Annotated in this window: 12 protein-coding genes and 1 pseudogene; 11 read left to right on the forward strand and 2 right to left on the reverse strand. The window is 31.5% G+C overall.

The window, feature by feature from the left end; translation table 11 throughout:
• Nucleotides 1–13 precede the first annotated feature (13 nt).
• Nucleotides 14–1,693: a DNA repair protein RecN gene (recN, locus tag MPTP_RS03370; protein ID WP_013773666.1), complete on the forward strand. Its 1,680-nt coding sequence runs from the start codon at nucleotides 14–16 to the stop codon at nucleotides 1,691–1,693.
• Nucleotides 1,694–1,902: 209 nt separating this feature from the next.
• On the opposite strand, the gene MPTP_RS09245 is transcribed toward recN, so the two are convergent.
• A complete protein-coding gene (locus MPTP_RS09245) occupies nucleotides 1,903–2,013 on the reverse strand; it encodes a DUF4044 domain-containing protein (protein WP_064483989.1) in 111 nt (36 codons plus the stop codon).
• A gap of 72 nt (nucleotides 2,014–2,085) precedes the next feature.
• Nucleotides 2,086–3,042 carry a magnesium transporter CorA family protein gene (locus MPTP_RS03380; protein ID WP_013773667.1) on the reverse strand — a complete coding sequence of 319 codons (957 nt, stop codon included), beginning with the start codon at nucleotides 3,040–3,042 and terminating at the stop codon, nucleotides 2,086–2,088.
• Nucleotides 3,043–3,228: 186 nt separating this feature from the next.
• Here MPTP_RS03380 and MPTP_RS03385 point away from each other — a divergent pair, with 186 nt between their 5' ends.
• The 10 genes and pseudogenes from MPTP_RS03385 (at nucleotide 3,229) to ftsA (ending at nucleotide 13,691) form a co-directional block, all read left to right on the forward strand.
• A complete protein-coding gene (locus tag MPTP_RS03385; protein ID WP_013773668.1) occupies nucleotides 3,229–3,600 on the forward strand; it encodes a DUF3397 domain-containing protein in 372 nt (123 codons plus the stop codon).
• 271 nt (nucleotides 3,601–3,871) lie between these two features.
• Nucleotides 3,872–4,303 (forward strand): division/cell wall cluster transcriptional repressor MraZ, encoded by a 432-nt coding sequence (gene mraZ / locus MPTP_RS03390; protein WP_013773669.1) that lies wholly within the window; start codon nucleotides 3,872–3,874, stop codon nucleotides 4,301–4,303.
• Nucleotides 4,304–4,324: 21 nt separating this feature from the next.
• Complete coding sequence (gene rsmH, locus MPTP_RS03395; protein WP_013773670.1) at nucleotides 4,325–5,275, forward strand: 16S rRNA (cytosine(1402)-N(4))-methyltransferase RsmH; 951 nt, start codon at nucleotides 4,325–4,327, stop codon at nucleotides 5,273–5,275.
• 18 nt (nucleotides 5,276–5,293) lie between these two features.
• A complete protein-coding gene (ftsL, locus tag MPTP_RS03400) occupies nucleotides 5,294–5,692 on the forward strand; it encodes a cell division protein FtsL (RefSeq protein WP_013773671.1) in 399 nt (132 codons plus the stop codon).
• Nucleotides 5,692–7,548 (forward strand): peptidoglycan D,D-transpeptidase FtsI family protein, encoded by a 1,857-nt coding sequence (locus MPTP_RS03405; protein WP_013773672.1) that lies wholly within the window; start codon nucleotides 5,692–5,694, stop codon nucleotides 7,546–7,548. The genes ftsL and MPTP_RS03405 overlap by 1 nt, the downstream gene beginning before the upstream one ends.
• A 142-nt stretch (nucleotides 7,549–7,690) precedes the next feature.
• A pseudogene (gene mraY / locus MPTP_RS03410) lies at nucleotides 7,691–8,655 on the forward strand (phospho-N-acetylmuramoyl-pentapeptide-transferase).
• Between the two features lie 22 nt (nucleotides 8,656–8,677).
• Nucleotides 8,678–10,045, forward strand: a complete 1,368-nt coding sequence (murD, locus tag MPTP_RS03415) for a UDP-N-acetylmuramoyl-L-alanine--D-glutamate ligase (protein WP_013773675.1) — start codon at nucleotides 8,678–8,680, stop codon at nucleotides 10,043–10,045.
• A gap of 9 nt (nucleotides 10,046–10,054) precedes the next feature.
• Complete coding sequence (gene murG, locus MPTP_RS03420) at nucleotides 10,055–11,140, forward strand: undecaprenyldiphospho-muramoylpentapeptide beta-N-acetylglucosaminyltransferase (RefSeq protein WP_013773676.1); 1,086 nt, start codon at nucleotides 10,055–10,057, stop codon at nucleotides 11,138–11,140.
• Nucleotides 11,130–12,212 (forward strand): cell division protein FtsQ/DivIB, encoded by a 1,083-nt coding sequence (locus MPTP_RS03425; protein WP_013773677.1) that lies wholly within the window; start codon nucleotides 11,130–11,132, stop codon nucleotides 12,210–12,212. Before murG ends, MPTP_RS03425 begins: the two co-directional genes overlap by 11 nt.
• Before the next feature lie 153 nt (nucleotides 12,213–12,365).
• Entirely contained in the window at nucleotides 12,366–13,691 is a 1,326-nt protein-coding gene (gene ftsA, locus MPTP_RS03430) for a cell division protein FtsA (RefSeq protein ID WP_013773678.1), read from the forward strand.

Below are 13,691 nucleotides of genomic sequence, written 5' to 3' on the forward strand. Positions count from 1 at the left end.
GAGGTGATCAGATATGTTGCAGGAACTTTCTATCAAGAATTTTGCAATTATTTCTTTTCTACAATTGGAATTTCAATCTGGCATGACCGTCTTGACTGGTGAAACGGGTGCAGGTAAGTCTATCATCATCGATGCTATGGCTTTATTGGTAGGTGGAAGAGGTTCTAGTGATTATATTAGGCAGGGAACGTCAAAATGTACGTTAGAAGGATTGTTCAAGATGCCTAAGAATTTGGAATTAATCCATTTATTAGAAGGATTAGGAATTGAAATTGAAGAAGATTCCCTACTCATTCAAAGAGATATTTCCAATACTGGCAAAAATGTTTGTCGTATCAATGGACGAATTGTTACTCTTTCTAATCTACGCAGAATTGGTGAATATTTGGTAGATATTCATGGCCAAAACGAGCACCAAGAATTAATGCAAAGTGATAAGCATATAGAAATGCTAGATGAATTTGGTGGTAAGGAATTAGAGCAAATTAAAAAGCAATATAAAGAATTATACAAAGAATATCGCTTGTTAGAAAAAAAGGTAAAAAATCATCAGAAAAATGAAAAAGAATTTGCACAACGAATGGACATGTTGCAATTTCAACAAAAAGAAATTGCCTCAGCAAAATTGGTTGTTAATGAAGAACAACAATTGTTGGAAGAAAAGAACAAATTAGCCAATTTTCAAAAAATAGCTGATACATTTTCTATTAGTTATGAAGCTATTAATGGTGAAGACAGTAGTTTAGATAAAATTGGATTAGCAATGAATGAATTAACAACAATTGAAACACTAGATCCAGCTTATAAAACAATCGCCGAAACAGTACAAAATAGTTATTATCTTCTCCAGGAAGCTAGTGGGGACATTGCTCATTTGATGGATAATTTAGAATTAAATGAAGAACGTTTAAATGAAGTAGAAAATAGACTTGAATTGATGCGACAATTAAAGCGAAAATATGGTGACTCTATTGAAGCAGTATTAGCTTATTATGAAGAGATTACTCATGAATTGGAAGAAGTAGGTCTACTAGAAGGTAGAGAAGATCAATTGGAAACTGCGTTAAATGAAAAACAGGCTAAGACAATCGAAAAAGGATTGGAACTACGTAAAATTCGCAAAGAAGTAGCTAAAAAATTAGGAAAAAGTATTTTAAAAGAGCTAAAAGAACTCTATATGGAACATTCAGAATTTAGTGTACATTTCACACCACTCTCACCAAATAAATTATCTGATGCTGGTTTAGATTTTATTGAATTTTATATTACAACAAATCCTGGTGAACCGTTGAAACCCCTAGTAAAGGTAGCTTCTGGAGGTGAATTATCTCGTGTCATGCTGGCATTAAAAACAATTTTTTCAAAATCACAAGGAATAACCAGTATTGTCTTTGATGAAGTGGATACAGGTGTGAGCGGACGTGTTGCACAAGCAATTGCAGATAAAATTTATCAAATTTCAAAAAATTCACAGGTCTTATGCATTACACATCTACCACAAGTCGCAGCTGTAGCAGACTATCAATATTTTATTGAAAAAAATATTATAGATGAAAGAACCGAAACGATAGTTAGGGTTTTGAAAAGTAATCAACGTGTGACTGAAATTGCCCGTATGCTTTCTGGTAGCGAAATTACTACCTTAACTTTAAAGCATGCACAAGAATTATTAAATATGGCTAACAAAAATTAAACAGTTAACCAAGAAAAAGAGAATTTTATTCAATAAAATCTATAATTAGTTAATTCATGGAATGAACAGAGATATTTAGCCAATTATTAATCAAATATAGTAATAATAAATGAATATTTTTTATCCACAAAAAAAGCAACGTTCTTAAAATAAGCAAAATTTTAATGTCTTATAAATGACTGCTTATTTTAAGTCGTTAACTCTTAAAATCATATATTTAGTATTGCCGTTAATAAAACAGAACCGACGGTCACAATTAGCATTAACCAGACAACAACTTTTGTTAGCTTAGAAAAAGTACTCTGCTGTTTTTTGTCCATAAAACACACGTCCTTTTTTATTGGTTATTTTATCTACAGTTTACCTCCTTTTTGAAAAATCATCAACCACAATTAAAGTAAATGTTTCTTTTTTAATCCTCGAATGGTTAAAATACATAGTACAACGGTAACTAGGAAGATCCACCAAAAGGTATTTTCACGATCAGCAAATGGAAGTTTAGCATTCATTCCAAAAACTCCACCAATAATTGTAGGAATTGTTAAGACAATAGTCAAGGAAGTTAAAATTTTCATAACGTTGTTAAGATTATTTGAAACAATGGCGGAGAAGGTATCACTAATTTTATCAACTAATTTTAATTGAATTCGAGTCGTTGTAAGTCCCTGTTTAATTTCTACGAGAATATCATGCAATTGTTGACTGTTGTTTTCAGGGTTACTAAATAATTGTTCGCCATATAGCATATTTATGACATGTAAGTTTGCAGATAAAGCTGATTCAAAATAAACGAGACTTTTTTGAATATCCATTATTTGATAAAGCTGTTTATTTTCGGTGGTTACTTTCAACTCACCTTCCAACTTGTCTGTTTGCTTAATCATTTCTTTTAAAAATGAATTATAAGTCAAAGAAATACGCCAAGCAATCTCTAGAAGAATTGCTTCAGCTAGAGGTAGCTGTGTGTTAAGGATTGGTTGACGCCAAATTTGTTTAAAAAAATCTGTTGAACTATTAATAACATTAATCAATTTGTTGTCTGCTGTTATTATTAAGGCAAAAGGATAGGTTTTTAATTGCATGTAACCACTAGGACTTTTTTTAGCATGTGGATATAGTAAAATCATTAGTTCAGTTTTTCTTAATTTTTCTTGTCGTTCTCCTTCGAAGCGAGGATCTTCTTCATTATCTAATATTCCTGTTACATAATCTTTAGGTAAATGATAATTATTGGTTATTTGTTGGATTTCTTCATCAGTAGGTGCTTCAACATAAAGCCATTTAGTTGTATCAGTGCTTACTGGCTCTGATATAAAACTACCGTTCTCAAATTTTAAATAATTAATCATAAAAACACCTCATTGCATTTTTAATCTGCTTAAATATATTATAATTGACTTAAAGCTAAAATGCTTATAATTTAGCCGCATGTTTAAGGAAATTGCCATATTCCTGTAATGAATTTAACAAGAAAATAAGCTATAGTAGATAGAATGTAAAATTAAATCAGGTAGATATGAAAGGATTTGTTGTGAATGAAAGCATTCTCGATTATTATGTTATTTTGGTATGTTTTTCCAGTTATTGTATTGTTTGCTGGAAAATTTATTGTTTCTTCTATTCCCTTATTGAAACGTTATAAAATTAAAGCACCTGATTTTTCTATTCCATTTTTATTTTTAGGGTTAAATGAATTATCAAAAGATACTTATGGGAAATCGATTCTTCCCTACTTAATTTTGTCTATTTTAATCTTGGGAATTATTACAGCTATTTTTCAAGCATTTTCTTATGGCGAACTTTTATACAGTAGATATTTTAAGACCTTTTGGCGACTAACTTTTCTATTTAGTTTATTGTTTTATAGTTTATTTGTTCTTTTAAATATTATTTATTACTTGAGTTGATCTTTTTTATTTTAGTCAGATAAAGCTAGAATGCAAATCACTATAAATATAATTTATTAAAAATATCATTTGCTAAGCTAAAATTATTTCGTGATATACAAATTTTTTCAATAAGTATTAATTTTTACTTATCCTTATACAAAAAAATTATAAAAGTTTACATTTTTTTTAAATCCTATTAAAAAAGAGAGAGATTTAGTTTTTTTAGTGGTAGAAAGTGGTGGATTATGGTAGACTAACTTTATTAAATGAAAAAGCGGGGAAACTATTTATGTTTATGGGTGAATTTCAGCATAACATAGATGTAAAAGGACGTCTCATTGTTCCATCAAAGTTTCGTGAGCGACTAGGTGGTCAGTTCGTTGTTACAAGGGGCATGGATGGTTGTTTATTTGGTTACCCGCAAAATGAATGGATTTTGCTAGAAGAAAAATTGCAAGAAATGCCACTTTCAAAGAAAGATGCTCGGACATTCATTCGCTTCTTTTATTCTGCTGCAACTGAATGTGAAATTGATAAACAAGGACGTATCAATATCCCAGCTAATTTACGTGAATATGCTTATTTGAAAAAAGAATGTGTGATTGTGGGCGTTTCAAATCGTGTAGAAATTTGGAATCAAGAACGTTGGCAAGAATTTTCAACTGAGGCAGCGGCTAATTTTGATGAATTAGCAGAAACAATGATTGATTTTGGTTTTTAATTTTTAGAGATGAGGAAAGAAATGACAGAAACATTTAACCATCAAACTGTTTTATTGAAAGAGACAATCAACGAATTAAATATAAATCCTAATGGTATTTATGTAGATTGTACATTAGGTGGCGGTGGTCATAGTCAGTATCTTCTTTCTAAGTTGTCTGAAAAAGGTCATCTTTATGTATTTGATCAAGATGAAATGGCGTTAACTGCTGCATCTAAACGCCTAGCGCCCTATGTTGAAAAACAAATGGTAACGTTTATTAAAGCAAATTTTCGTTTACTAAAAGAAAAACTTTTTGAGAAACATGTTTTTCAGGTGGACGGTATATTTTATGATTTGGGGGTTTCATCTCCACAATTAGATGAGGCAGAGCGTGGCTTTAGTTATCATCACGATGCGCCACTTGATATGCGTATGGATCAAACAAGTTCGCTGACAGCCTATGAAATTGTCAATCATTACAGCTATGAGAATTTGGTGAAAGTCTTTTTTCGTTATAGTGAAGAAAAATTTTCTAAACAAATTGCTCGTGAAATTGAACGTGTACGTTTAAACCAAACGATTCAAACGACAGGAGAATTGGTTGAAATTATAAAAAAGGTCATTCCTGCGCCAGCACGTCGAACAGGTGGACATCCAGCTAAACGAATATTTCAAGCCATTAGAATTGCTGTAAATGACGAACTAGGTGCCATTGAAGTTTCTTTAGAACAGGCTATTGAATTATTAAACAAAAATGGTAGGATAGGCGTTATTACCTTCCATTCTTTAGAAGATCGTATTGTAAAAAATATGTTTAAATCATATAGTACACCGAAAGATTTACCACCAGGACTACCAGTTGTACCAGAGGAGTATCAACCAATATTAAAAGTAATCACAAAAAAACCAATTATACCAAGTGAAGAAGAACAAAAACAAAATAATCGATCACGTAGTGCGAAATTACGAATTGCTGAAAAAATAATTTAAGTTAGAGGGGGAAAGCAAATGGCTGAGTTAAAGAAGATGAGACATAATCATTATGACGTTCCTGTAATGGACGAGCCAGTCATTGCATCACAAATTAAGAAAACAAATCAGAAAAAAGAATCTTTTCAACTTCCCCAAAAAAAATTAAATAAAATTTCAGTTTTTGAAAAGATCCTTTGTATTTTATTATTATGTTCTATTGTTGGTATTGTTGTTATAACGATTCAGATTAGAACGACTATTTCTGAAACAATGAATAATATTACTGAAGCACAGGTAAAAAATGAACGAAAAAAAGAAGAGATGTTAAAATTAGAGCAAGAAAAAAGTGAACTTTCTAAGGCAGATCGTATTAAATCAATTGGTAAAAAACAAGGCTTATCAGAAATTGATGGTAATTTGAGGAAAGTGAAATAATGAATGTAAAGAGTAAAATTAAGAAATATATTCAAAATAAAAATGTAAATCCGATGAACAATCGTAAAAAAGTAGGCATTATATTATTTGCTACGAGTATTGGATTGTTCTTTTTGTTTGCCTACCGATTGACCTATATCACTGTGACCGGTAAGGTTGCTGGAGAATCATTGGAGAAGAGAGCAAAAGAGTTATATCAGGGAAGCAATGTAATCAAAGCAAAAAGAGGAACAATTTTTGATCGTTATGGGAACCCAATCGCTGAGGATGCTACTTCTTATTCTGTTACGGCAATTTTATCTAAGAAATATTTGGGCGTAAATAAGAAAAAACTATATGTCGAAGAAAAAAATTTCCCAGAAATTGCTAAAATTTTAAATAAATATACCAAACTGACAGAAAGCGAAGTATTAGACTATTTAAATAACAATAAAAATACAGATGGAACAACTAAATATCAAGTGGAATTTGGTTCTCATGGTAAAAATTTAACTTTAGAAACAAAACAAGCAATTGAAAAAGAATTAAAACAAAAAAAGATTAATGGAATTTCTTTTATAGAATACCCGGCACGTCTTTATCCGAATGGTGTATTTTCTTCTCATTTTATCGGCTATACTACATTAACAAATCCAGATAAGGATAGTGAGGGTTTGGTTGGTAAAATGGGACTGGAAAAAATGTATAATGATATTTTAAGTGGCAAAGATGGTCGGCAATATTATCAAAAAGATTTATATGGGAATCCTCTCCCTGGAACTGTGGCCGAAGAAAAAAAAGCAAAAGATGGTCAAGATATTTATACAACTCTTGATAGCCGCTTACAAAGTCGTTTGGAATCTCTTTTAGATCCGATTATGAAAAAAATTGAACCAGAAGACATGACAGCAGTATTAGCAAAGGCAAAAACAGGTGAAATCCTAGCAATGGCCCAACGTCCGACTTTTAATCCAGAAACTAAAGAAGGATTAGATGGAAATACTACCTGGCGAAACATTGTCTCTGAAGATTCTTTTGAACCTGGTTCCACAATGAAAATATTTACAACGGCCGCTGCTATTCAAGAAGGAAAATTTGATCCAAATGCTACATATAGTCGGGATGGTGGTATAAAGGTAGGCGATGTAACGATTAATGATCATGATTATACAAGTCTAGGCAATAAGCATATACTTAACTACAGACAAGCACTCTCTTGGTCAAGCAATATTGGTATGGTACATTTAGAAGAAAGATTGGGTGGAAATAAGTGGAAAGAGTATATGCATAAATTTGGCTTTGGAAAAAGCACTAATTCTGGTTTAGAGAATGAAGGAATTGGTAGATTGCCAGGAAATAATTACGTTGATCAAGCAATGTCTTCCTTTGGACAGGCAACTTCAGTTACTTCACTTCAGATGATGCAAGCATATACAGCAATTGCTAATGACGGAACAATGTTAAAACCTCGTTTTATTAGTAAAATTGTTGATAAAAATACAAACCAAGAAAAAATAACACCTATAGAAAAAGTTGGAATGCCAATTGATGCTAAAACGGCAAGTACTGTTAGAGAATATATGGTTGATACAGTTGAAAATCCAGTTTACGGTATTGCTTATGATATTTTTAAAGTGCCAGGCTATCATATTTCTGCAAAAACAGGAACAGCTGAAATTACAGGTAGTAATGGTTATTTAGCCGGAAAAACAGATTATACTTATTCAGTAGTTGAAATGATGCCATCAGAAAATCCAGAATATATTTTTTATCTAACTATAAAACGACCTAAAACCTATGTTCAAAAAGATTTAGGTGATATTGCAAATCCACTCTTAAAACTAGCTACGGATATTCAAGAACCAAATAATAAATAAAATAATTAGAAATAAAAAACTCCTCTCTTATAATAAGAGAATTATAAGGGAGACAGTTGAATATAAAATTGAAGATGAACATTAACAATTGAAAATTAATTAGAATGAGTAGACTATATCGGAAAAAATTAGGAGAGATCGTATGGAATGGACACAAATTTTTATTCCCTTAGTGTGCAGTTTTGCATTAACAATTGTTATCATGCCATTATTTATTGGTTATTTTCTTATAAAAAAACAGGGACAGGTAACAAGAGAAGAAGGACCTACTTGGCATAATAGTAAAACAGGAACACCGACTATGGGAGGCGTTATTTTTCTGTTAGCTAGTATAATTACTGCACTAATGGTAGGAATTTGGCAAAAAGAAGTGACTCCTTCTCTTTTAATTCTATTATTTACTATAATACTTTACGGATTATTGGGTTTTTTAGATGATTTTATTAAAATTGTTAAAAAACGTAATCTTGGTTTAACTTCTACTCAGAAGATGATTGGACAAATTGCTGGTGCTATTATTTTTTATTTTGTCTTCTTAAAAGAGGGATATCCAAATACGTTAAATTTTTTGGTAGAATAGAAATTCCTTTTGGCTATTTTTATGGTTTATTTATTATTTTTTTATTAGTAGGTTTTTCCAATGCTATCAATTTAACAGATGGCATTGATGGGTTAGTCGCTGGTTTAGCAACAATTTCTTTTTCAGCTTATGCTATTATTGCTTGGAAACAAGCCCAATTTGATGTCTTCATCGTTTGTATTAGCATTATAGGTGGCTTAGTTGGTTTTATTCCTTATAACAAAAAACCAGCTAAAATTTTTATGGGTGATGTAGGTTCTCTGGCATTGGGGGGAGTTTTAGCGGCAATTGCTATTATGTTAAAACAAGAATGGACATTATTGTTAATTGGTTTTGTTTATATTTGTGAAACATTAAGTGTTATATTGCAAGTTAGCTCTTATAAATTAACAGGAAAACGTATTTTTAAAATGTCACCAATCCATCATCATTTTGAAATGTGTGGTTGGTCTGAATGGAAAATAGATATTATTTTTTGGTTGATCAATTTAATTGGCTCTGGCTTGGCCTTATGGATTCTTTTCTAATTTATTAAAGGAGAAATCAGCAATGAAAAAGATTACTGACTATAAAAATAAAAAAATTTTGGTGCTTGGCTTAGCTAAAAGTGGTAAGAGTGTAGCGAAATTGCTCCACAAACTTGGTGCACAAGTTATCGTAAATGATTTAAAACAATTTGATAATGATCAGGATACCCAAGAGTTGATACACTTGGATATTCATGTTGTTACAGGGAAACATCCAATTGAACTTTTAGATGGAATTACTTTAATGGTAAAAAATCCTGGTATTCCTTATACAAATCCCATGATTATAGCTGCACAGCTAAAAAACATACCGATTGTAACGGAAGTAGAATTAGCTTATCAAATTGCTGATTGTCCAATTATTGGGATTACAGGAACGAATGGAAAAACAACAACAACTATGATGATTCAGCAAATTTTAGATGCAGGTAGACAACAAGGAAAAGCACGTCTTGCTGGCAATATTGGTTATCCAGCAAGCGAAATCACCCAACATGCAACCAAAGATGATCTGTTGGTGATGGAACTTTCTAGCTTTCAACTATTAGGAGTTTCTTCTTTTTATCCAACAATGGCAGTAATTACAAATATTTATGAAGCACACCTAGATTACCATAAGACAAGAGAAAATTATGTTTCAGCAAAATGGCAAATTCAACAAAATATGGAGCAAGAAGATCAATTGATTATCAATTGGAATCAACCAGAACTTAGAGAAATGGTAAAAACTACCCGTGCAACTGTTGTACCTTTTTCTACCTATGAAGTAGTTAATGGTGCCTATCTTTTAAATGAAACATTATATTTTAAAGATGAAATTATTATGTCGGTAGATGAATTAGGTGTTCCTGGAAACCATAATATTGAAAATGCCTTAGCAGCAATTTGTGTAGCAAAGTTATATAATATAGCAAATGAATCTATTAGAGAAACACTCCATCGTTTTTCCGGCGTAGCTCATCGAACACAATATATTGATACGATTAAACAAAGAAAATTTTATAATGACTCAAAAGCTACAAATATTCTTGCAACAAAAATGGCGTTAAGTGGTTTTCCATCAAATCAATTAATTTTATTAGCTGGTGGTCTAGATAGAGGAAATGACTTTGACGAATTAATCCCTGTTTTAAAAGATCTTAAGGGAATTGTGTTATTTGGTGAAACTAAAGAGAAATTAAGAAAAATAGCAAAAAATGCAGGAGTCTTAATAATAAAAACTGCCGCAAATATGACAGATGCAGTGAGAGAAGCCTTTGAAATTTCTCAAAAAAATGATACTATTTTATTATCTCCTGCTTGTGCAAGCTGGGATCAATACCCAAACTTTGAAATACGTGGAGAAGCTTTTATTAAAGCAGTGGAACAATTAAAAGAAAATGAAAAGTGAGATAAAACAATGAAGGTATTAGTAACTGGTGGTGGAACTGGCGGACATATCTATCCAGCTTTAGCACTAATTGATCATTTAAAAAAAATTGAACCAGCAACTGAATTTTTGTACGTAGGTTCTACAAATGGATTAGAAAGTAATATTGTTCCAACTCGTGGAATCTCATTTGAACAGATACATACACAGGGATTTAAACGGTCTTTAAGTATACAAAATATAAAAACCGTTTATTTATTTTTTGAATGTATCAGAAAATCAAAAAAGATTTTACGTGAATTTCAACCGAATATTGTTATTGGCACTGGTGGCTATGTCTCTGGTGCAGTTATCTATGCAGCAAAACAATTAAAAATCCCAACAATTATTCATGAACAAAATAGTATTCCAGGAATGACAAATAAATTTTTAAGTAGATATGTTGATAAAGTAGCTACCTGTTTTTCCAATGTTGGTTCATTTTTTCCAGAGGATAAGGTAGTTCTTACAGGTAATCCACGTGCACAAGAAGTTGTTTCAATCAAAAAATCAAATATATTAATGACCTACCAATTAGATCCCTATATCAAAACCGTAGTTATTTTTGGAGGTAGCAGGGGAGCATTAAAAATCAATCAAGCATTTGTTGAAGCTTTACCATTATTTGAAAATAAACCTTATCAAGTCTTATATGCTTCTGGCGAAAGATATTATCAAGAAACAATTAAACTTGTAAAAAGCAAGTTGACAAATGTTAGTATTCAACCGTATATTGATAAGATGGCTGAGGTGATGGCAAATGTAGATTTGATAGTAGGAAGAGCAGGAGCTACTTCTATTGCTGAAATTACTGCTTTAGGATTACCAGCTATTTTAATCCCTAGTCCATATGTAACCAATGATCATCAAACAAAGAATGCACAAAGCTTGGTTGATGTAGGTGCAGCAACAATGATTACTGATCAGGAATTGTCAAAAACGACATTAATAAAAGCCATTGATGATATTTTATTAGATGATGATAAAAAACGACAAATGGCTCAAGCCTCAAAAAAGGAAGGAATTCCTGATGCTTGTAATCGTTTATATGCGGTGATTAAAGAACTTGTTTATTGAAAGGGGTAGAAAAGTTATTAGTAGAAGAAAAAAATCTAAACCAGTCAATAAAGAATATCCTAATTCATCAAAAAAAGTAGAAAAACAAAAGCTCACTCCTTGGCAGAAAGAAAATCTTGATTACTTAAAAAAACAAGGAAAAGAAGTGGCCTGGAAACAATCAATAATTGAAAACACTTCTATGAGTGAAAAATCGGATAAAGATGAATCCATTAGTATTGACGATAAATCTACTTCGCAAAGTTTGTTGCTTACAGAGAAAAAACAAAACACTTATGAATTATTTGTAAATCGTTTACCAAATGTTAAAAAAGAAAGACATAAACGATTATACAAACGGCTTTTAATGATTGTTTCTATTTTTTTATTCGCTATTCTGGTGATTACTTATTTCCTTTCTCCTTTAAGTAGACTAAGTAATATAAGTGTAAAAGGAAATAAGAATATTGAGACACAGCAAATTGTGTCACAATCTAAATTAAAAATAAACGATTCTCTCTGGAAACAATTTAATGATAGAAAAAATTATGAAAAAAATATTGTCCAACACTCTCTACGTGCAAAAAAAGCGACAATTTCTTTAAATGGTCTTAATTCTTTCCAAATAAAAATAGATGAGTACAAAATTATGGCCATAGAAGAACGAGATAATTATTATTATCCAATTCTAGAAAATGGAAAAATTTTGCCGGACAAAACAACGTTGTCTGGCAATGAGAAACCAATTCTAAAGAATTTTGATCATTCAGAAGAAACTATCAAAAAAGTAATAGGGGCATATAACCAACTGCCAATTGAATCCAAAAAGAAAATTGCTAATATTGAATATGCAAGATCAAAAGTCAATAAAGAGTTACTTAGATTGTTTATGAATGATGGTAATCAAGTATTGATTAATATTTCAGAACTAACTAAAAAATTAGCTTATTATTCACAGGTAGCTAGTCAAATGAACCAATCAGGTGTAATTGATATGGAAGTTGGAATATTTTCATATCCTTTTGAAAATAAAGTTCAAAATAATAGTAATAAGAATGCAATAGAAAATTCGCAACCTATTAATGAAAATTAATAAAAATAAAAGGATTAAATTCACAAAATCAGCTTCCTAAACCACTAGAGTTTATGGTAAAATTGGAAGAAGTGAGCAATCATAAAAATATATCTAAACGGGTGAATACCTACCCGCTTACATATTGGAATTAAAAGAGGAGGAGTCCCACTAATGGTAAAAACGGGAATGTATGTAGGTCTTGATATAGGTACAACTTCTGTTAAAGTTGTAGTGGCCGAATTTATTGAAGATCAAATGAATATTATCGGCGTAGGAAATGCAAAATCTGATGGCTTAAATAGGGGAATTATTGTTGATATTGATAAAACTGTCAATGCAATCCAGCGGGCGGTTAGACAGGCAGAAGAAAAAGCTGGAATAAAAATAAAAAATGTAAGTGTAGGATTACCAGCTAACTTATTAGAAGTAGAAAACTGTCAAGGAATGATTGCCGTAAATAGTGAGTCAAAAGAAATTACTGACGAAGACGTGAAAAACGTCGCTTCTGCAGCAATGGTTCGCTCAACTCCTCCTGAACGTCAAATTATAGCTATTTTACCTCAAGAATTTACAGTAGATGGTTTTGAAGGAATTAAAGACCCACGAGGAATGATTGGTGTTCGCTTAGAAATGTTTGGCGTTATTTATACAGGGCCAAAAACCATTATTCATAATACACGTAAATGCGTAGAGAAAGCCGGTTTGATTGTCAACGAATTAGCAATTACACCACTAGCTCTAACAGAAACTGTCTTATCAGATGGTGAAAAAGACTTTGGTACAATTGTTATCGATATGGGTGGTGGTCAGACAACAACATCTGTTATGCATGATAATCAGTTGAAATTTACCCATGTCAATCAAGAAGGCGGAGAATTTGTAACAAAAGATATCTCGATTGTGTTAAACACATCATTTAATAATGCAGAAGCCTTAAAGATAAATTATGGTGATGCGTATCCGGATCGAACATCTGCCAGTGAAGAATTCCCAGTAGATGTTATTGGTAAGTCTGAACCTGTGAAGGTGGATGAAAGATATTTATCCGAAATTATTGAGGCACGGATTGAACAAATCTTTAAAAAATCCAAAGAAGTTCTTGATGAGATAGATGCTTTAGAATTGCCTGGTGGTGTTATTTTAACTGGTGGTAATGCAAGCTTACCGGGTGTAGTCGACTTAGCTCAGGAAATTTTTGATGTCAATGTCAAACTGCATGTGCCAAATCAAATGGGATTACGTAATCCTATATTTACAAATGTAATTAGTGTTATTGAATACTCTACACAGTTAAATGATATCTATCAAATTGCAAAACAAGCAGTTCCAGGACAAACTAAAATGAGTACACAACCTGTTTCTGTACAGCAAGAAATCAAACAAGAAACATATATAGAACAACCACAAGATACCTATGAAGCTTATGAGGAACATAGTGGAAATGGTGAAAAGGTTACTGGAAAAATAAAAGATTTCTTTGCAAATATCTTTGACTAA

Source organism: Melissococcus plutonius ATCC 35311, from assembly GCF_000270185.1.
Classification (GTDB): Bacteria; Bacillota; Bacilli; order Lactobacillales; family Enterococcaceae; genus Melissococcus; species Melissococcus plutonius.